Origin of the sequence: Longispora fulva, assembly GCF_015751905.1 — a bacterium.
GTDB lineage: Bacteria > Actinomycetota > Actinomycetes > Mycobacteriales > Micromonosporaceae > Longispora > Longispora fulva.
Window position 1 is genome coordinate 1,764,161 of the sequence record NZ_JADOUF010000001.1, and the last position, 19,447, is coordinate 1,783,607.

Below are 19,447 nucleotides of genomic sequence, written 5' to 3' on the forward strand. Positions count from 1 at the left end.
CTACGACGCGTAGAAGATGGGTCAGTCGCGCGGGGTCACCCACAAGCGGTCCAGCTCCCCCGCGGCGGCTTTGACCTGCTCCAACACTCCCCGCAGCTCCCCGACCGACGCCGATTCGTCGAGAATCACTGTCGCATCGGACACGGCGCACCGCAGGGCGAACAGGCGATCCTGCAGATGGTCGAGCTCGGCCCGGCTGACCACCACCGCATCCGGCGGAAGCCCAGCCCTCGCCGCCAGCGTGCGCTGTTCGTACGCGCGCTGGCGGCAGGACTGGGCACAGTACAGGCGGGGGCGGCCGAGGCCCGCCCGGGACGGCAGTGTGCTTCCGCACCACGTGCACCGGGCTCTACTGGCCATAGCGGTCACCACGACCACAGACCGTATCAGGCGCGCAGAGCGGTCACGATCTGCCGCGCGAGGGCCTCGTGCTTGGCGTACGCCTCGGGGAAGGCGGAGACCTGCACCGACTGGATGGCGTAGGTCAGCGGCATCGCCCACCAGTTGGGGATGGTCACCAGGACCTTGTAGAAGGCGGTGGCCGCGTACTCCGGGTTCAGCAGCTCGGGCACGGTGCCCCAGTTGGGACGCTGCTGGAAGAGGCCCACGGAGTCGTGGTCCCAGCCCACACCCTGGTTGGGCAGGGCCAGGGAGTCCGGCAGCACGCCACTGGCGAGGTTGAGCAGCCGGGTCTCCTGCAGGGAGCACATGACGGCGGCGATCTTGGCCTCGGCCGGCAGGTACATCTTCCCGCCGACTGCCACGATGATCGCCGCGTTGTCCATCTGCGCCTGGGACAGGCCCCCGACGGGGGTCACGTGCAGGAGGGGGCCCTGGGGGGCCGCCTGCTGGGCCGGGGCCGCCGCCTGAGGGGCGGAGCGGTCCATGCCCCGGGAGGCCTTCTGGGGTACGTCGCGGGCGACGTCCCCGGTGGCGGCCTGGGCCACGATGTCCGACCGAACGGAAGTCTTCTGCAGTCCGCCCATGGGGAGGAACAGGCCACCGGCCACTGACAGAACACAGGCTCCCGCGACAATACGGGGGCCGAAGGTTTCGACGAGCCGACGGTGACGGCCCGACGACGCGGGGGGTTGTCTATGTCGCATCGAGCAACCATAGACAGAGAACCATAACGGCCGCGACCTGCGGGAACGTGGGTTTGACAACAACTGGATAACTGAAAACGGGACACTATCTGCGTCTGCGGCGGATATATGCCAAAACAGCTTCACGGGTGGTGGTCACCCCGAGGGCGTCACGGGCCTGGGCGATGCGCCTGTTGGCAGTGCGTAACGACAGGTACTCCGCCGCCGCGGCCGCCGCGATGGTTTCGCCGTTGGCCAGCCGTTCGAGCAGTTGGCACTGCTCTTCGGACAGAGGTAGGGCGTCGGAAGTACCGTCCTCGACACCGCGCACGACAGGCCCCACCCGACTCAGATCGGCCAGAAGTGCGCGACCCAGGTCGGATTCGCACTCGATCACGGCCACCACGCCCGCGCCCCGCGCGGCGGCCAGCACCGCCAGCCGGACGGTCTCCACGTCGATGATCCGGCCGAACAGCACCAGGCGGGCGTCGGAGACGTCCCAGGCGGCCTCCGGTAACGCGAAACTTTCCCGGGTGCGCCAGCCCTCGCGCGCGAGCCGACGCAGGACCGTCGTCGCGTCCGCACCGGTGCCGACGACGTACCGAGGTCGGTTCACAGCACCTCCAGACAGCGTGCCGCGGCCTCGGTGCGAGTCCGGGCACCCAACTTACGCATCCCCGCACGGATGTGGGTCTCTACTGTCTCGCGTGAGACACCCAGAACGCTAGCTATCCGCCTCGTCGGTTCACCCTGGGCGACGAGCTCCAGCACCTGTCTCTCGCGCTGGGTGAGCGAACCGTCACTCTGAGGTCCCCGCGGGTCCCTGCGGACCGCGTGCCGACGCAGACCCACCCGCGCCCGCCCGGCCAGAAGCACCATGCCTGAGGAGGTCGCCAGCGCCTCGGCGGCCAACAGTGGGGGCACGGCCACGGCCGGGTCGGCGCTCAACAGACCGAGGGCGAGCAGACACCGCACCTCCTCACGCACCGCCACCGCCCGCCACGCCTGAGCCGCGCCGGTAAACCGGTCCGGGCGGCCGGCCCACGCGGCGAGGGTCTCGGCGACGGGTGGCGGACCGGCGGGCGCGTCCGGCGGCGGGGTGCCGCCCGCGCCGTCCAGGCGGGCCCAGTGCGCGGTGATCCGCCGCAGGCCCGGCAGCAGCGGGCCCAGGGTGTCCCCCGCCGCGAGGGCCAGGTCGGGTTGGCCGTCGAGCCACGCGGCCTCCGCGGCCACCCAGTCCACAGGAGAGTCCGGCACCGACACGCCGTCCAGTCGCGACCGGGCCGACCGGGTCAGTCCGGCGTCGGCCTCGGCAAGGGCAGCCGCCGACAGGGCGTAGCCGCGCGCCACGGCCGGCAGGGTGCGGTCGGCCAGTTCCACGGCGCGGCGGGCCACGTCGTCCAGGCCCGTGCCCGACAGGGCCGCGCACCACAGTTCGATGGCGACGAACCGGGACTGCCAGGAGTAGGCCACCTCCACGGCGCACGCCGCCGCCGCGGACCGGGCGGTGTCGCGGGCCTGGGTGAGCCGGCCGTCGGCGACGAGGGTGCAGACGAGTTGCCAGGCGCACCAGCGCGCGGACAGGGCGTCGCCGGACGCGCCGGCGGCGGTGGCGGCCGACGCCAGGGCGTACTCCCAGCCGTGGTCGCGGCGGTGCGCGGCGACGGCGGCCACGGCGGCGCGCAGGCCCGGGTCGTCGGGGGTCGCCGGCAGGCCGGTCAGCAGGGCCGGGGCGGCGGACGGGTCGACGGCGAGGGTGGCCAGGATCCGCACCCGCAGGGCGTCGGGGTCCTCACCGCCGGGAGCCGTCGGGCCGGGTGGGCCGGTCCGGCCGGGGGCTGCCCGGTCACCCGCTTCGGCCAGGCCGGAGGCGGCCTCGTCGCCCGCTTCGGCGTCGAGGACGGCCAGGGCGGTGCGGGGGTCGCCGGACTGCAGGTGGGCCTCCGCGCGCACGGCGACGGCGTCTGCGGGTGCCACGGCCAGGGCCGCGGCGGGGCGGCCCACGGTCAGGGCCGCGCGCGCCGCCGCGGTGCGCACGGCCGGGTCGGTGGTCAGGGACGCGGCGAGCAGGAGTGCCTCGGCGCGGGCGGCGGCGGAGTCGGCGAACTCGGCGGCGAGTTGGGCGCGTTCGCAGGCCGCGTCGGGGTCGCCGGCGGCGGCCAGGTGCCGGGCGGCCTCCAGGCCCTCGGTGAGTTCGGCGAGGCGCTGGTGCAGGGCGCGGCGTTCGGTGGGGTCCAGGGCGCCGGCGGCGACCTCGGCGACGTACGGGGAGGTGGGGGCGGCCGCGCCGTCGCGGACGGTCACGAGGTCCGCGGCCGTCAGCTCGGCCAGGCCGCCGCCGAGGAGGTCGGGTTCGGCGGGGCGGCCCAGCAGGCCCAGGGCCGCCAGGGCGGTGCGGGCCGGGCGGGTCAGGTCGGCGACGGCCTCGGCGACGACGTAGGCCATGTCGTCGCGAGTTCCGGCCCCGCCGGAGCGGGCGAGGGCGCGCACGGCCAGGGGCAGGCCACCGGCGCGCGCGACGACCGCCGCCACCTCGGGGCCTGACAGGCCGGGGGCGGTGGCCATGGCCAGGTCGGTGGCCTCGGCGACCGACAGAGCCGGCACCGTCAGCCACGCGGTGGCGGCGGAGCGTAGCCGGTCCTCGGCGCCGTCGGGTAACCGGTGCGGGGTGCGCAGCGCCACCAGGACCCGGACATGGGCACTGATCAGCGGCAACGCGTCGAGCGTGACGACGTCCGCCCACTGCAGATCGTCGAGAACCAGCAGGCCACCGGCCACCCGGGACCGCACGGCTTCGGCGAGCAGCGCCGGATCGTCGGCGGGCAGCCGCGCACGGACGGCACGGGTGAGGGGCAGCGCCGGCGTACCGCATAGGATCGCCAGGCCACCACCGGACAGCACCGGTCCGGCGAAGCCCGCACTGACGCGACCCAGCGTCGTACTGCGCCCACTTCCCGGGCCGCCGGTGAGCACGACGAGGCCCGGCTCGACAAGATGGGTCAGGATGTCGGGCGGGGCGAGCACTGCGGGGGCACCTCCCGAGGTGGCACGAACATGTGATCCTGCCAAGGCAGAGTATTCGTAGTGTGGCCTGTGGTGTCCAGGCCAACGGAGGAAGGGGCGGTACATGACGTCGGGACCATTGAGCGCGAGAGTGGCGGGCATCTGCGTGGACGCCGCCGCACGCATCGGAGGTCCGACCCGCGCGCAGCTCCTCGACGTGCAGCGACGTCTCGACGAACCCCTGCGGGTGGCGATCGCCGGCCGGTTGAAAGCCGGCAAGTCCACCCTGGTCAACTCCCTGATCGGCCGCCGCGTCGCGCAGACCGAGGTCGGCGAGTGCACCCGGGTCGTCACCCAGTTCCGCTACGGCACCTCCGACCGGGTCGACGTCGTGCGCCGCGACGGCAGCCGCGCCAGCCTGCCCCTGGACGACCTGGGCATGATCCCGCAGCGCCTCGGCGTGCCGTCGCACGACATCGCCTACGTGGATGTCACGTTGACCAGTGACCGGCTGCGTGACCTGACCGTCGTGGACACCCCGGGCCTGTCGTCGACGAACACGTCCGTGTCGGCCGGTACCCGGCGGTTCCTGTTCAACGAGGCCCCCATCGACGACGACATCGACCCCGACTCCGCCGGCGCCCTGTCGGGGGCCGAGGCGATCATCTACGTGTTCACCCAGAGTGTGCGCGAGGACGACGTGCAGGCCCTGGAGTCGTTTCGGTCCATGTCGTCGCGGCTGTCGAGCAACCCGATCAACTCGGTGGGCCTGTTCAACAAGGTCGACAAGCTCGCCGGCGCCGGCACCGACCCGTGGGGGGTGGCCGCGGCCCTGGCCACCGACCAGCGGCGGGTGCTGCGCCGGGTCGTGTCGGATGTCGTACCCGTCATCGGGTTGCTCGCCGAGACCACCGAGGCCGGCCGGCTCACCGCCGCCGACTGCGAGGCTCTGCGCGAACTGGCCCGCCTCCCCGAATCCGAACGCCTCGTCCTGCTGGCGTCGGTGGACCTGTTCGCCACCCGCGAGTGCGTCATCGACGCCGAGCAACGCACCCGCCTCCTGCGCCTGCTGGACCTCTACGGCATCGGGTACGCGATCGCGGCCCTGACCGCCCAGCCCCAGCTCGCCACCGGTGAACTGCTGCGCATGCTCCTGGCGGCCTCCGGCATCGCCCGGCTGCGCCAGACCCTGGAGGAGACGTTCAGGTGGCGCACCGACGCCATCAAGGCCGGCTGGGCCCTGTCGAGCCTGGAGAAGATCGCCAGCCACGCCGCCCAGCCGCGTGACCGTGAACTGCTCCGCGACGCGATCGAAAGGGTGCTGCAGGAGCCGGAGTACCACCGGCTGCGGCTCCTGGAGGTCGCCCAGCTCGTCACCACCGGCGCCGTGGACCTGCCCGACCAGATGGAAGGCGAGCTGACCAGGCTCGCGTTGTCGACGGACCCGGGCTGGATCCTCAACCTGCCCGGCGCGCCCCAGCAGCATCTCGCCGACGCCGCGTTGCAGGCCGCCAGCCGGTGGCGGGCCTTCGCCGTCGCCGGCGCCAGCCCCGCCCAGTCGCGCGTCGCCCTCGTCGCCCACCGGGGTTTTCACCTGCTGTCGCAGCGCATGCGCGGCCAGGCAGCCTACAGCTAGCAGATCCGACCCACCCCTTTTCCAGGAGAAGCGATGTCCCCCAGCAGTCTCCGTGCCATCGCCGCCGGCGTCGCGGCGTTCGTGGCCGTCCTCACCGGCATCCTGGCCGGCCTCACCGGCGGTGGCGAACAGTGCACGACCGTCATGACGGCTGAGAACCGCCCCGGCGAGATCGGCCCCCTCAAGCACGAGGACACCAGCTGCGAGCCCGACGGGTTCGCCCCGGTCCCGGCCGTCGCCGGGTTCGTGGGCGCCGCCGTCGCCGGCGGGGTCGTGCTCGTCGTCACCGCGTTCGTCCGCCCGCCGGCCGCCGTGGCGGTGCCCAGCGTCGCCGTCGACAACGGCCGGGTCGCGGCCCTGGAGGTCGAACGCGACACCCTCGTCAAGACGTGCGTGTACGTGCGCGACCGGGCCAACAGCAAGGCCATCGCCGACCGGCTCGGCTGGGCCCTGTCGGAGGTCGGCGTCGCCACCGTCAGCCCCGTCGGGGTGCCGTTCGACCCGGCCCAGCACGAGGCCGGCGGCTCGGCCGCGTCGCCTGACCCCGGCAAGGCCGGCCTGATCGCCGCCGTCGAGGTCCCCGGCTACAGCGACCGCGGCTCCGTGCTGCGCGCCCCCGTCGTCACCGTCTACCGGGACGGCCAGTGACCGCCCCGGCGGGCGCGCCCGCCAAACCCGACCTGGGCAAGATGCTCAAGACCACCATCGACGGCGGCCTGGCGTTCCTGCGCAAGGTCGACCCCGACGCCGCCGCCGACATGGACGCCGTCCGCCGCCGGGAACTGGGCCGGCCGTCCATCGTCGTCGTCGGCGAGACCAAACGGGGCAAGAGTTCGCTGACCAACGCCCTCGTCGGGGTGCCGAACCTGTCCCCGGTCGACGCGGCGGTGGCCACGTCGTCGTACCTGGAGTTCTCCCACGCCGAACGGGCCGCCGTCCGCGCGCACGTCCCCGGGCACGAGATGCCGATCACCCTGTCGGTCGGGGACCTGCGCGACTGGGGCACCGTGCTGGGCAACCTGCCCGACGGGATGCGCCCGCCCCGGCGGATCGAGGTCACCCACCCGGCGCCGCTGCTGAAGTACCTGACCCTGGTGGACACCCCCGGCGTCGGCGGGCTGGACTCGCTGCACGCCGAGATCGCCCTCGACGCCGTCGAGCGGGCCACGGCCCTGCTGTTCGTCGTCGACGCGTCCTCGCCGTTCTCCAAACCCGAACTGGACTTCCTGCTGGAGGCCAGCAAGCGGATCAACTTCGTGATCTTCGCGCTGACGAAGGTGGACGCCTACCCCGGCTGGCGCACCATCCTCGACGACAACCGCGCCCACCTGCAGGCCCACGCCCCCCGGTTCGGAGCCGCCCCGTTCTACCCGGTCTCCGCGCGGCTGGCGGAGCTGGCCATGACGCTCAAGGGCGACGCCGGCAAGGAACTGGTCAAGGAGTCCCGGGTCGGCGAACTGCAACACGCCCTCGTCGAACTCGCCGGAAAGGGCCACCTGCTGCAGCAGACGAACATCCTGCGCACCCTGCGCAGCGAACTCGTCCGCCTCGACATCGGCATCGGCGACAAGCTCAAGTCCACCGACCCCGACCCGGCCGACGCGCAGCGCGCCAAGGACGAGCGCACGAAGATCGCTTCGCGGAAGCGGTCGGAGTCCAAGCAGTGGTCACTGGCCCTGAGCACCGAGACGTCCCGGGCGCGGGTGGACGCCACCGGCCTGCTGCGCACGTACGTGTCGAAGCTGCAGGAGGAGTACCTCACCAAGATCGAGAAGGGGAACGCCGCCACGGTCAAGGCGCTGCCCGGCGACATCGACAAGGCGTTGCAGGCGTTGTCGATCCGGCTGTCGCAGGACCTGGAGTTCAGGTTCCGCAAGATCGGTGAGCGGATCCTGGCCCAGGTGTTCACCCAGCAGGAGCTGGGTCAGGTGCTGCGCCGGCTCAACGCCCGGCTGCGGCACGCCATCGCCACCAAGCCGCGCCGCGAGGGCGGCCAGGACGGCCTGATGCTGCTCACCTCCACGGCGGGCATGGCCATGATGGCCGGCCGGGGCGCGATGGCCGGCGTCGGCGCGATGGGCGTCGGCAGCGTCGTCGGCGGCGGACTGATCATCCCCGGGGTCGGCATCGCCCTCGGCCTGGCCGCCGGCGCGTTCATGCTGTACCGCAAGAAGGTGCAGGGCGACAAGCAGCAGGCCAAGGTGTGGCTGCGCGAGGTCCTCGGCGAGGCCCGCGCCGCCCTGTCCGATGAGATCATGCACCGGTTCACCGACCTGCAGTACGCGCTCACCCTCGCCCTCGACGACGCCATCGAACGCCGCCTCAAGCAGCTCGACGACCACATCGCCGACATCGACAAGTCCATGGCCGAGGACAAGGCCAGCCGGGCCAAGCGCCGCACGACCCTCACCGGCGAACGCGAGGCCCTGCGCGCCCGCCTCAAACAGCTCGACGAGGTGCTCGTGCGGATGCGGTCCATCACCCCCGCCGGCCCCGCCGAAGCCAAGGAGTAACGGCAGTGGAACACGAGGAGTGGCCCGACGGGGGCGAACACGGACCCGACGGGTACGAGCACGCCTACGAGCCCCACCTGGACGGCACCTGGGACGCCCACGACGACCCGCACGCCCACCACGAGGAGCCCGACACCACCGACCTCGGCGCCCACCACGACCTCACCGACGAGGTGCCCTACGGCGACGACGACGGCGGGCCCTCCGACGTGTTCCCACCCGCCCTGGACTTCGAAACCCCCGAACCGGTCGACGGGTTCCCGTGGACCGACCCGACGAGCCTCGGCGGCACCGGCGGCTACGAACCGGCCATGGAGACCCCACCGGTGTCCGAACTCCTCGCCTACGACGGGGTCGACGCCACCGACGCCGACCCGTGGACGACCCTGGAGAACTCCGAGGACCCGGCGACCAGTTCCCTGGCCCGCTGGTGGCGCCCCGACAACTGACCGAAACACCATCCGACGGTTACGCCAGGCACCTCGCCCGGCGCGCGGCGGTGACACCGGGGCCGGACGGCGGGGCCCCTTCAGGGGAACCGTCCCGGCGAGTGTGGCCGCCCCTGACAGGGAGTGCCCACCATGGCGACCACACCACCCGGCTCGGAGGAGACGTCGCCCCGGCCACGACGCACCCCGCGCACGGATGGCCTGACGGTCAGCGACCTGGTCGAGGGCTGGCGCGCGGTCGGGATCCGCGCCGGCATGGCCCTGATCGTGCACTCGTCGCTGTCGAGCCTCGGACACGTCACGGGCGGGGCCGGCACGGTCGTCGCCAGCCTCCGCGCCGCGCTCGGACCCGCCGGCACGCTCGTCACCCCCGCCTTCACCGAACAGGTCCGCGACCCGGCCGGCGACCACCCTGGCGCGTCCGGGGACATGGTCGTGGCCCTGCGCGCGCGGGTACCCGTCTTCCACCCAGCCCTGCCCACCACCATGGGCGCCATCCCCGAGGCCGTGCGCACCCTGCCCGACAGCCTCCGCAGCACCCACCCGAAGGTGTCCGTCGCCGCCATCGGCGCCCACGCCGCCGACATCGTGTCCCGCCACCCCCTCAACTTCGCCCTCGGCCCCGGAACCCCGTTCGGCCGGCTGCACGACCTCGACGGGCACATCCTGCTCCTCGGTGTCGGCCACGACCGCGACACGTTCCTGCACCACGCCGAAACCCTCGCCCCGAACCGCCGCCTCCGCGTCCGCCGCTTCCCGCTCGTCGTCGACGGCGAACGCGTCTGGGTCGAGACCACCGACGTCGCCAACGACAACGGCACCCACTTTCCGACCGTCGGCGCCGCGTTCGAGCGACAGTGGGGTATCCGCGAGGTCATGGTCGGGGCCGCACCCTGCCGCCTGCTGCCCATCCGGCCGCTCGTCGCGTTCGCCACCCGGGCACTGACCGGACTCCTCGCGGCCGACGCCGCCCAGCGGCCACACCACCTCGGGTAGCCGCCGGTCCTAGTGCGGGGTGCCCCGGACGTTCCGGCGGCATCCGATCCTGGGGCGGCACGCGCCACGGCGTACCCGATGATGGGGTTAGGCCAGGCGGTCGAGGGCCGCGGTCGCGAACTCCACGAAATGCGCCCGGTGCGCGCCCGGCACCAGCACCCAGTCCTTCATGGCCCGCCCCTTGCCGCTCGGGTCGAACAGCTCAGCACCCGCCAACCCCAACGCCCGGGCGTGCTCCGCGGTCCCCGCGACGAGCCTGAACGCCACGGACCCGCCGAACAGACAGGCCAGGGCCTTGCCGTCGGCGTTCTTCAGAGTCGGTTTGCCGAACATCTGACCGGCGGCGACGCCCCGGCCGGCGAGCTCGTCGACGAGGACGGTGAAAGCTTCCACACCCGGAATCCTGCCACAACGGCCTGACCCGGGCCGGCCTTCAGCCCCGACTGCTGCCGGCGGCCCCGACGACGGCCGGGGAGCAATACCCGGCTCACCGCGCGCCGGCCGCGAACCGTCACCACGCCACCAACGCGGCAGGACCGACGGCACCCCGACGAACCGGCGGCCGGGCCGACCGCCGCCACGTGACCCTCGAACCTACGGCAGGGAAACCGCCAGCACCCCGATGAACCCCACCAGCACCACCACCGCCACGATGATCATGACCATCGGCCCGGGCTGCTTGTACCACCGCGGCTCCGCCGTCGCCTGCTGCACCTGCATCGGCCGGGTCGGCATCGGCTGCGGCTGCGGCTGCGGCTGCGGGGCCATCATCGGCGGCCGCGGCGGAGCCACCGGACGTTGCGGCTGCGGCATCGGCTGCGCGGGTCGGGCCTGCGGCTGGGGCTGGGGCTGCGCCGGACGGGCCTGCGGCATCGGCGGACGCGGACCCTGGCCCTGCGGGGCCATCATCGGCGGCCGGGGCATCTGCTGCTGCGGACGCGGGGCCATCACCGGCGGGCGCGGCGGGGCGATCGGGCGCTGCTGGACCTGCTGGGCCGGCATCGGCGGGCGCTGGACCTGCTGCTGGGGGCCCATCGGCCGGGGCGGGCCCTGGTTGGGGCGCTGCTGCTGCGGCGGGGCGATGCGCTGGGCCTGCGGGGCGACCTGGCGGGGCGCGCCGGACTGGGGCCGAAACCCTGTGGTCGGGGCGCCGCCCACGCACAGCGCGCCCTCGACGACGACCGTCTCGGGCTGCTCCAGGGTGGTCGGGGCCACCGACAGCTCGCTGTGGATGAGGTGCGCGGCGAGGGGGATGCGGCTGGAGCCGCCGACGAGGAAGATGCCGACCAGGTCCTTCGGGGCCAGCCGCGCGTTGGTGACGGTGCGCTCCAGACACGTGACGGTGCGCTCCAGGTACGGCCGGATGAGCGCCTCCAGCTCCTCCCGCGTCAGGTGCGCGTCGACCTCCAGGGCCGGCAGGTGGATGTCGGCGGCGGAGGTGCGCGACAGCATCTCCTTCGCGCCGCGCACGTCCTCGTAGAGCATCCGGCGGTGTCGGCGGTCCCCGGCGTCCTGCGGGTTGATCAGACGCTTCCACAGGTCACTGTGGCTCGCCTCGTACGTGTTGCCCAGGTGCTCGATGATCGCGTGGTCGAAGTCGACGCCGCCGATGTCACCCAGGCCCTCCTCGGCGAGCACCTCGAACCCGGTCTGGGTGCGGCGCACGACAGTGGCGTCGAACGTGCCGCCGCCGAGGTCGTAGATGGCCAGGGAACGGCCCACGGGCACGCCGGAACCCAGCACCGCCGTGAAGTACGACGCGGCGCCGACCGGCTCGGGGATCAACTGCGGCTGGGGCATGCCGGCGATCCGGGCGGCCTCCAGGAGCAGCCGGCGGCGCTGCTCGCCCCACCGCGCCGGGTGGGTCATGCGCACCTGCTCCGGGTCCCCGCCCAGCTGGCGGCGGGTCTCGGCCATCACCTGCTCCAGGACGTAGGCCATCACCCGGGGCACCGGGATCTCCTGGTCGCCGAGGAAGATCGTGCCGTCGTCGATCCGGCGCTTCGGGTTGGGCTCGAAGCGGCTCGGGTCCAGCCGGGCGCTGCGCTCGGCGTCCTTGCCGATGGTGATCCGGCCGTCGGGCTGCAGATACACCGCCGACGGCAGCAGGGGGGACCCGTCGAACAGCAGCGGGCGGACCCGCCCGTCGGGGGTCCGCAGCATGGCGACGGTGTTGGAGGTGCCGAAGTCGATGGCAAGGGCGCGCATGGAAGCACCTTACTGGGTGCCCACCACCGGCCCCCCGAGCGGCCGGGGCACCACAATGGCCGGCGCACAGTGGAACGGCCCCGACACTACAGCCTACGACGAGCCAACCCGAATACGAGACAATTCCATATAATAAAGGAATTCACGGATGATTCTCAGATACGGTGCGTAAATGTCGGTTACTGCGCGGTTGCGGTTACCGGTGGCATGCTCCGTCGCTGAGGAGGAACGATGTTCGGTACCCGAAGAATCAGGCTGGTCGGGGCGCTGGTGGCCGCTGTGGCCACCTTCGCCATGATGCCCGCGTCCGGCGTGGCCGCCGCCGTCGTCGAGGAGCGGCCCGACGAGCAGGTGACCTGCCTGGACCTGACCAACGAGGCAGTCAGGAGTCTCACCGACGCCCTCACCGGACTGCGGGCCGAGGCGCCGGACCTCGCCGGGATCACCGGCATGGTCCAGGCCGCCGACCGCAAGGTCGCCGACCTGACCGTCCGCCAGTGCCTGCCCGCCCAGGCCGCGGCGGCCACGACCCCGGCCACGGCCGAGGACGGGCTCCTGCCGCTGCCGCTGCCGCTGCCCGATCCGCTCGCGCTGCTGCAGAGCCTGCTGCAGACGGTCCTGGACCTCCTGTCCAGCATTCTCGGGGCGCTCGGGTTGCCGTTGCCGCTACCCGTGCCGTAGGACGCCACAAGGCAGGGCCCTCGCCGGAACGAACCCTGGCGGGGGCCCTGCCAGCTGCCGGACACCATAATGGCCCGGTGCATCCTTACCTGACCGGCCAGTCCGGGCCGATCGCCTTCGCCCACCGGGGCGGGGCGGCGGCCGGCGCCGAGAACACCATGGCGGCCTTCGAGCGGGCGGTCGCGCTCGGCTACCGGTACCTGGAGACCGATGTGCACGCCAGCTCCGACGGGGTGGCCGTGGTCTTCCACGACGCGGACACCCGCCGGCTCACCGGCCAGCCCGGCACCATCGCCGGCCGCACCTGGGAGCAGATCCGCCAGCTGCGGGTCGACGCCGAACCGGTGCCGAGCCTCGACGAGCTGCTGGCGGCGTGGCCGGACGTGCGGCTCAACATCGACGTGAAGTCCGAGGCGGCGATCGGCGCGACCGTGGCGGCGATCGACAGAGCCAGAGCCCATGACCGGGTACTCCTCGCCACGTTCAACGGTGCCCGCCTGCTCCGGATCCGGGCCGCCGCGCCCGGGGTCGCCACGTCGCTGACCCCGCGCGAGGTGGCCGGACTGCGTTTCCGGGGAAAAAAGCCCGCCGCGGGGATCGCGGCCCAGGTTCCGGTGCGCTACGGTCCGGTAACCGTGGTCAACAAGCGGTTCGTCGAGACGGCACACGAGTGTGGGATCCGGGTGCACGTCTGGACGATCGACGACGCCGCCCAGATCAACGCGCTCCTCGATCTCGGGGTGGACGGGATCATGACCGACCGCGTCGACGTGCTGCGCGACGTGTACCGCAACCGTGGCCTCTGGACGGAGCACTGATGGAAAGCACGCGCCGCGAACGCGTCGGCTGGTACTTCTACGGCTGGGCCGACCACGCCTTCTACACGACGGTCACGGCCGTGGTCATCGCGCCGTACCTGACGGGGATCGCCAAGGTCGCCGCCGGCTGCACCGCCTCCTCCGACGACAAGTGCGCCGGCGGGTACCTGCACCCGCTGGGCCTGAAGATCGCGGCCGGCTCGTTCTACCCCTACCTGGTCACGCTCGCGGTGATCCTGTCCGTGGTCACGCTGCCCGTCGTGGGCGCCATCGCCGACCGGTCCACGCACAAGCGCAAACTCCTCGGCGTGTTCGCCGGCATCGGCGTGCTGGCGACGTTCGGGTTCTACTTCGTCACCGGCGACAGGTACCTGCTCGGCGGCGCGCTGTTCATCCTCGCCACGATGGGGCTGTCCGCCGGGGCGGTGGTGTACAACTCGTTCCTGCCCCAGCTCGCCGCGCCCGAGAGACGCGACATGGTGTCCAGCATCGGCTGGTCGCTCGGCTACATCGGCGGCGGCCTGCACCTGGCGCTGTGCCTGGCGGCGTTCACCGTCTTCGGCATCTCCGGCACCTCCACCCGCTGGGTGATGGTGTCCGCCGGGGTGTGGTGGGGCCTGTTCACGGTCGTGTCCCTGGTCAGGCTGCGCGACCGGCCGCCGATCGAGTTCGCCGAGCTCGGCGGCAACCGGCTCACGGCCGGGTTCAAGCAGCTCGGGCACACGCTGCGCGACCTGCGCAAGTACCCCCTGACGCTGTTCTTCCTCGGCGCCTACCTGATCTACAACGACGGCATCCAGACCGTCATCTCCCAGGCCAGCCTGTACGCGACCGAGGAGCTGGGCCTTCAGACCGGCACCCTGGCCACCACGATCCTGGTGATCCAGTTCGTGGCGTTCGGCGGCGCGCTGTCGCTCGGACAGCTCGCCAAACGGATCGGCGCATGGAAGACCGTGCTGCTGTCCCTGATCCTGTGGATCGGCGTGGTGCTGACCGCGTTCTGGCTGCCCGCGCACAACCCGGTCGCGTTCATGCTCCTCGGCGCGGCCCTGGGCCTGGTGCTCGGCGGTAGCCAGGCGCTGAGCCGGTCGCTGTTCAGCCAGCTGATCCCGCGGGGCAAGGAGGGCGAGTACTTCGGCTTCTACGCCCTCGCCGACAAGGGCATGAGCTGGCTCGGCCCCCTGGTGTTCGGCCTGACCTACCAGTCCACGCACAACTACCGGTCCGGCATCGTCATGCTGCTGATCTTCTTCGTCGTCGGTTTCTTCGCCCTGCTCGCCGTGCCGATGCGCCGCGCGATCGTCGCCTCGGGGAACGTGCCGCCGCAGGTACTTTAGGGCGATGGATCTCGAGGCGGTCTACCGCGACCTGCACGCGCACCCCGAACTGTCCTTCGCCGAACACCGCACGGCCGGCATCGTCGCCGGGCACCTGCGCGCCCTCGGTCTCGACGTGACCGAGGGCGTCGCCGGCACCGGGGTCGTCGGGCTGCTGCGCAGGGGCGAGGGCCCGACGGTGATGCTGCGCGCCGACATGGACGCGTTGCCCGTCGAGGAGGACACCGGGCTGCCCTACGCCAGCCGGAACCCGGGCGTGATGCACGCCTGCGGGCACGACGTGCACGTGACGTGCCTGCTGGGCGCGGTGCGCGCACTCGTGGCCGACGACGGGTGGCTGGGCACGCTGATGGCCGTGTTCCAGCCGGCCGAGGAGGGCGCGGGCGGGGCGGCGGCCATGCTCGCCGACGGGCTGTTCGAGCGGTTCGGCACCCCGGACGTGTGCCTCGGGCAGCACGTCGCGCCGCTGCCCGCCGGGGTCGTGGCGTACTGCCCGGGGGTGGCGTTCGCCGCGTCCGACAGTATCCGGATCGTCCTGCACGGTCGGGGCGGGCACGGGTCTCGGCCGGAGACCACGGTGGATCCGGTGCTGATGGCCGCGTCCCTGATCATGCGGCTGCAGACCATCGTGTCCCGCGAGGTGGCGGCCACCGAGTCGGCGGTCGTCACGGTCGGCGCGGTGCACGCCGGTACCCGGGGCAACATCATCCCCGACGACGCGGAGCTGCGACTGAGCGTGCGGACCTTCGACCCGGGGGTACGCGACCGGGTGCACGCGGCGATCGGCCGGTTGGCCCGCGCGGAGGCGGCCGCCGCCGGCGCGGACCGCGAGCCGGAGGTGGTCGTGGACAACTCGTTCCCGCTGACCGTGAACGAGCCGGCGGCCACTGAACGGGTCGCGGAGGGCTTCCGGGCGGTGGGGCTGACCGTGTCGGCGGTGGGGCCGGCGTCGGGCAGCGAGGACTTCGGGCTGTTCGGGGCGGCGGCCGGCGTGCCGTCGGTGTATTGGCTGCTGGGCGGCGGTGAGTGCGACTCGAACCACTCACCCAGATTTGCCCCGAAAATCAACCCTACGCTCGACGTGGGGGTCGCGGCGTTGGCCAACAGCGCGAAAACGTTCTTTTTACAGATAACGAGATAATTGCGAATCAACCTCTTTTTTCCATGCTTATCAACTACGGTGCGTAACTATCGGTTGCTGCCAGTATGCGGTCGCCGGCGGGGGTTCTCCCAGTTCGGACGGAGGAAAGATGATCGGCACCAGGAAGATCAAGATTCTCGCGGTGTCACTCGCCGCGATGTCCGCCTTCGCCGTGTTACCGGCGTCGGGGGTCTCGGCGTTCACCGACCGGCCCGAGGGCCAGGCGGCGTGCGCCGACCTGACCGGTGAACTGACCAGCGTCATCGGTGAGGTCACCGCGGCGCTCACCCCCCAGGTGACCATCCCGCCGACCCTGCCCGACGTGGGCAAGGCCACCGCGGTCGTTGGCAAGCTCGCAGGCCTGGCGACGAACCTGGTCAACCTCGGGTGCCTGCCCGACCCGACGAAGCTCGCCCCTGTGCCGCTGCCGGTCGCCGAGGGGACCGACGCGCCGGCGCTTCCCGCGGTGCCCGCGTGCGCCGCACCGGCCGCCGGACTGCTCAGCCAGATCTTCGGGCTGCTGCAGAACCTGCTCAAGGCCCTCGGCGGCGGACTGCCCGACATCCCGGCGCTGCTCGGCCAGGTCACCGGGCTGACCGGTACCGTCACCGGGCTGACGTCCAGTGTGGGCGGCGCGACCTCGTGCCTGCCGGTGCCGCTCCCGGCGCCGGTGAACCGGTAGCCGCTCAGGCCAGGCGCAACTGGCCGGCGTTCGGTGCTACCGGACCGAGGTCACCGGTCCGGTAGTGCCGCCGGCACATCACCTGGTAGCGCACGCACTCCCCGGCCGTGTCGCCGATCACCACCTGCGCGCCGTGCCGGATGACGGCGTCACCGACGATCCGGGCGTTGAAGTTGCCCTCCCGGCCACACCAGCACAGCACCTCCACCTGAAGCCGCGACACCGAGTCGGCCAGCTCGAACAGCCGGCGCGCGGCCGGGAACAGCTCGGAGCGGAAGTCGGTGGCCAGGCCGAAGGCGTACACGTCGACGTCGGAGCAGTCCACCAGATCGGCGAGCTGCTCGACCTGCTCGAGGGTGTAGAACTGCGCCTCGTCGCAGATCAGGTAGTCCACCCTCTCCCCGGCCGCCCAGTTCGCCCGGACCAGGTCGCGCAGGTCCATGTCGTCGCGCAGTTCGATGGCGTCGCGGCCCAGGCCGATCCGGCTGGTGATCTGCGCGGCCCCGGACCGGTCGAGCTTGGTCAGCAGCAGCCCGCGGCGGCCCTGGCGGGCGTGGTTGTGGTTCATCTGCAGGGCCAGGGTGGACTTGCCGCAGTCCATCGGGCCGTAGAAGAACTTGAGGGAGGCCCCGTGGCGGAGCCTCCCATCACCGGCTGCCGGCACCGCGAGAGCGTCTGGGGTCACGGGGAGCCACCATACCGGCACGGCCCCGTGCGCCCGTTATCGGCTGTAGAACTCCACGATCATCTGCACGTCACAGATCACCGGCACCTGGGCGCGCGGCGGCACGGCCAGCAGCGTCGCCCGCAGCGCGCTGATCGTCACGTCCAGGTACGGCGCCGGGTTGCCGCCGACGTGCGCGCCGGCCGCCGACACCACGAACGGCTCCATGGTCCGGCTCTTGGCGGCCACCTCCACGGTGTCGCCGGGGCGCAACCGGTAGGAGGGCTTGTCGACCCGGCGACCATTGACGAGTACGTGACGGTGCGTGACGAACTGGCGGGCCTGGTAGATGGTGCGCGCCATGCCGGAGCGCAGCACCACGGCGTCGAGGCGCTGCTCGAGGAGCGCGATCAGGTTCTCGCCCGTCTTGCCCGGCATCCGTGCCGCCTCGTCGAAGGCGCGCCGCAACTGCTTCTCGCTCACGTTGTACTGGTGGCGCAGCCGCTGCTTCTCCAACAGTCGGGTGCCGTAGTCGGTGATCTTCTTGCGGCCGCGACCGTGCACACCGGGCGGGTACGGCCGCCGCTCGAAGTACTTCACGCACTTGGGCGTCAGCGGGATGCCGAGCGCGCGGGATAGCCGCGCCTTGGGCCGGGCCTGGTTCACACCGTCTCCTGAATAGGTTAGCCTGCACTAAGTTAGGTAAGGCTAACATGCATCGGAGGTCGGTCATATGTACCCCAGCCCTGCCGCAGTCGCCCGGACCATGGCCACCGGCCGCCTCCTCGGCACCGCCCACGTCCGGGGCTACCGCTGCCCGCTGCGGGTCCGGCACGCCACCGGCGCCGACGGCAGGCCCCTGCTCCTCGTGCACGACCACAGCCACCTCGCCACCGCCCTTCGCCCGGAGCCGGGCGACACCGACACCGGCGTGATCCTGTCCGTGGACCACTGCGAGCACGGCAGGCTGTGGCTGTCGGGCTGGGCCACCCGCCTCGACGGCGCCGAGGCGCGGGCCGCGGCGTGCGAGTTCGCCGCCGTCAACCCGCTCCCCGACCTACTCGGGGTCGGGGAGGAACACGCGCTCTACCGGCTCGACGTCGCCGAGGTGCGCCTCGCGCACGGGGAGAGCCTGGTCGACGTGGACGTGGACGAGTACCTGGCGGCGGCCCCGCTGCGCGGATAGCCAGCCGGCCCTCTGTCGTCATGCCGGCTGGCCACGAGACCGGAGCCGCCGACCGGGGCGGCCCCACCCGAGCTACCGGGTCCGCGCGTAGGACACTGTGCGCGCGTAGCCCGTGAAGCCCAGGTCCGTGTACAGGGCCAGGGCCTGCGGGTATTCGTCGTCGCCCCGGGGACGCACCACGGCCGACTCGCCACCGGCGGCCCGGAACGCGTGCAGCACCGACGCGCACACCGCCCGCGCCAGCCCCAGCCGACGGAACTCCGGCCGCGTCCCGACCGGCTCGAACTCCCCCACCCGGTTCGCCTCGTCGTACCAGCCGAGACAGTAGGCGGCGAACCGGCCGTCCGGGGCCACCACGACATGGTCGAACGCCGCCCGGTACGGCCACGCCGCCGTCACGTTCAGGTAGCTCTCGGCGGTCACCCGCGACGGGTGGAACGCCGACCCGTGCACGTCGGCCCACCCGGCGGCGTCGGCGGCTCCGCGTACGGGGCGGACCGTGAACCCGGCCGGCAGCGCCGGGGTCGGCACGTCCTCCAGGGGCCGCGCCGTGTGCAGGAAGAAGGGTCCGTCCGTGCGGGCCGCGAAATCGGCGCGGACCAGGCCGGCGGCCAGGTGCTCCTCGGCGTCGAGGATCCACGCCTCGTGCGCGGCCACGTCGAAGGCGGCCAGCCCCCATGCGAGCACCTCGTCGACGAGGTCGGCGCGGGCCGGGTCGACGCACAGGCTCACCTCGCCGGACTCCTCCGCCCAGCACCAGGCGACGACCTCCCCGTCGAACTCCCACAGGGACGTGGCCCACTCCGGCTCGCGGCCCACGTGCAGGTACCGGTTCCAGGCCAGGTCACCGACGTGCCACCGGGAGCGCGGGGACCACAGTCGAGCGGCCAGGCCCTGCATCGCCCGCAGATCTGCCGGGCCGGCGTAGTCGAAGCGTGTCATGTCCGGCAGCATCGCAGCGCGCCCGACCCCGGGCCACCGGTTTACCCCCCCGAGACACTGACGCTGCAGGCTCAGGAACGCGGCGTAACCGTCAAAGGATTTTGAT

20 protein-coding genes are annotated in these 19,447 nt (G+C 72.5%); 11 read left to right on the top strand and 9 right to left on the bottom strand.

Annotation, left to right across the window (positions count from 1 at the left end; translation table 11 throughout):
- Positions 1-21: 21 nt before the first annotated feature.
- The 4 genes from IW245_RS40405 to IW245_RS07660 form a co-directional block, all read right to left on the bottom strand.
- Positions 22-204, bottom strand: a complete 183-nt coding sequence (locus IW245_RS40405; protein WP_231398700.1) for a hypothetical protein — start codon at positions 202-204, stop codon at positions 22-24.
- Between the two features lie 182 nt (positions 205-386).
- Positions 387-986, bottom strand: a complete 600-nt coding sequence (locus IW245_RS07650; protein ID WP_197002481.1) for a hypothetical protein — start codon at positions 984-986, stop codon at positions 387-389.
- 205 nt (positions 987-1,191) lie between these two features.
- Positions 1,192-1,701, bottom strand: a complete 510-nt coding sequence (locus tag IW245_RS07655) for a LuxR family transcriptional regulator (protein WP_197002482.1) — start codon at positions 1,699-1,701, stop codon at positions 1,192-1,194.
- Positions 1,698-4,109, bottom strand: coding sequence for a helix-turn-helix transcriptional regulator (locus tag IW245_RS07660; protein ID WP_233472511.1), 2,412 nt, complete (start codon positions 4,107-4,109; stop codon positions 1,698-1,700). The genes IW245_RS07655 and IW245_RS07660 overlap by 4 nt, the downstream gene beginning before the upstream one ends.
- Before the next feature lie 103 nt (positions 4,110-4,212).
- Here IW245_RS07660 and IW245_RS07665 point away from each other — a divergent pair, with 103 nt between their 5' ends.
- The 5 genes from IW245_RS07665 (at position 4,213) to IW245_RS07685 (ending at position 9,682) form a co-directional block, all read left to right on the top strand.
- On the top strand, positions 4,213-5,724 hold the full coding sequence (locus tag IW245_RS07665; protein WP_197002484.1) for a dynamin family protein: 1,512 nt from the start codon (positions 4,213-4,215) through the stop codon (positions 5,722-5,724).
- 33 nt (positions 5,725-5,757) lie between these two features.
- The gene (gene grpE / locus IW245_RS07670) at positions 5,758-6,372 is read left to right on the top strand and encodes a nucleotide exchange factor GrpE (RefSeq protein WP_197002485.1); all 615 of its coding nucleotides are present in this window, start codon (positions 5,758-5,760) and stop codon (positions 6,370-6,372) included.
- Positions 6,369-8,237, top strand: a complete 1,869-nt coding sequence (locus IW245_RS07675) for a dynamin family protein (RefSeq protein WP_233472509.1) — start codon at positions 6,369-6,371, stop codon at positions 8,235-8,237. Before grpE ends, IW245_RS07675 begins: the two co-directional genes overlap by 4 nt.
- A gap of 5 nt (positions 8,238-8,242) precedes the next feature.
- Positions 8,243-8,686 carry a hypothetical protein gene (locus tag IW245_RS07680; protein ID WP_197002486.1) on the top strand — a complete coding sequence of 148 codons (444 nt, stop codon included), beginning with the start codon at positions 8,243-8,245 and terminating at the stop codon, positions 8,684-8,686.
- Positions 8,687-8,818: 132 nt separating this feature from the next.
- Complete coding sequence (locus tag IW245_RS07685) at positions 8,819-9,682, top strand: AAC(3) family N-acetyltransferase (RefSeq protein WP_197002487.1); 864 nt, start codon at positions 8,819-8,821, stop codon at positions 9,680-9,682.
- 87 nt (positions 9,683-9,769) lie between these two features.
- On the opposite strand, the gene IW245_RS07690 is transcribed toward IW245_RS07685, so the two are convergent.
- Both IW245_RS07690 and IW245_RS07695 read right to left on the bottom strand, forming a co-directional pair.
- Entirely contained in the window at positions 9,770-10,075 is a 306-nt protein-coding gene (locus IW245_RS07690) for a hypothetical protein (RefSeq protein WP_197002488.1), read from the bottom strand.
- 201 nt (positions 10,076-10,276) lie between these two features.
- On the bottom strand, positions 10,277-11,890 hold the full coding sequence (locus IW245_RS07695) for an Hsp70 family protein (RefSeq protein ID WP_197002489.1): 1,614 nt from the start codon (positions 11,888-11,890) through the stop codon (positions 10,277-10,279).
- Positions 11,891-12,121: 231 nt separating this feature from the next.
- Here IW245_RS07695 and IW245_RS07700 point away from each other — a divergent pair, with 231 nt between their 5' ends.
- From IW245_RS07700 to IW245_RS07720, 5 genes are all read left to right on the top strand, one after another.
- Positions 12,122-12,571: a hypothetical protein gene (locus tag IW245_RS07700; RefSeq protein ID WP_197002490.1), complete on the top strand. Its 450-nt coding sequence runs from the start codon at positions 12,122-12,124 to the stop codon at positions 12,569-12,571.
- Between the two features lie 77 nt (positions 12,572-12,648).
- Positions 12,649-13,389, top strand: coding sequence for a glycerophosphodiester phosphodiesterase family protein (locus IW245_RS07705; protein WP_233472500.1), 741 nt, complete (start codon positions 12,649-12,651; stop codon positions 13,387-13,389).
- Positions 13,389-14,726, top strand: a complete 1,338-nt coding sequence (locus IW245_RS07710) for an MFS transporter (protein WP_197002491.1) — start codon at positions 13,389-13,391, stop codon at positions 14,724-14,726. Before IW245_RS07705 ends, IW245_RS07710 begins: the two co-directional genes overlap by 1 nt.
- Positions 14,727-14,730: 4 nt before the next feature.
- Positions 14,731-15,867: an amidohydrolase gene (locus IW245_RS07715; protein WP_197002492.1), complete on the top strand. Its 1,137-nt coding sequence runs from the start codon at positions 14,731-14,733 to the stop codon at positions 15,865-15,867.
- 109 nt (positions 15,868-15,976) lie between these two features.
- Complete coding sequence (locus tag IW245_RS07720) at positions 15,977-16,549, top strand: hypothetical protein (protein ID WP_197002493.1); 573 nt, start codon at positions 15,977-15,979, stop codon at positions 16,547-16,549.
- A 4-nt stretch (positions 16,550-16,553) separates the two neighbouring features.
- On the opposite strand, the gene IW245_RS07725 is transcribed toward IW245_RS07720, so the two are convergent.
- Positions 16,554-17,234, bottom strand: a complete 681-nt coding sequence (locus tag IW245_RS07725; RefSeq protein ID WP_233472498.1) for a thymidine kinase — start codon at positions 17,232-17,234, stop codon at positions 16,554-16,556.
- 36 nt (positions 17,235-17,270) lie between these two features.
- Positions 17,271-17,879 (bottom strand): 30S ribosomal protein S4, encoded by a 609-nt coding sequence (gene rpsD / locus IW245_RS07730; protein WP_197002494.1) that lies wholly within the window; start codon positions 17,877-17,879, stop codon positions 17,271-17,273.
- 67 nt (positions 17,880-17,946) lie between these two features.
- Between rpsD and IW245_RS07735 the strand changes: the two genes are divergently transcribed.
- Positions 17,947-18,399, top strand: coding sequence for a hypothetical protein (locus IW245_RS07735; protein WP_197002495.1), 453 nt, complete (start codon positions 17,947-17,949; stop codon positions 18,397-18,399).
- A 72-nt stretch (positions 18,400-18,471) separates the two neighbouring features.
- Here IW245_RS07735 and IW245_RS07740 read toward each other — a convergent pair whose 3' ends face one another.
- On the bottom strand, positions 18,472-19,341 hold the full coding sequence (locus IW245_RS07740; RefSeq protein WP_197002496.1) for a GNAT family N-acetyltransferase: 870 nt from the start codon (positions 19,339-19,341) through the stop codon (positions 18,472-18,474).
- Positions 19,342-19,447: the final 106 nt, after the last annotated feature.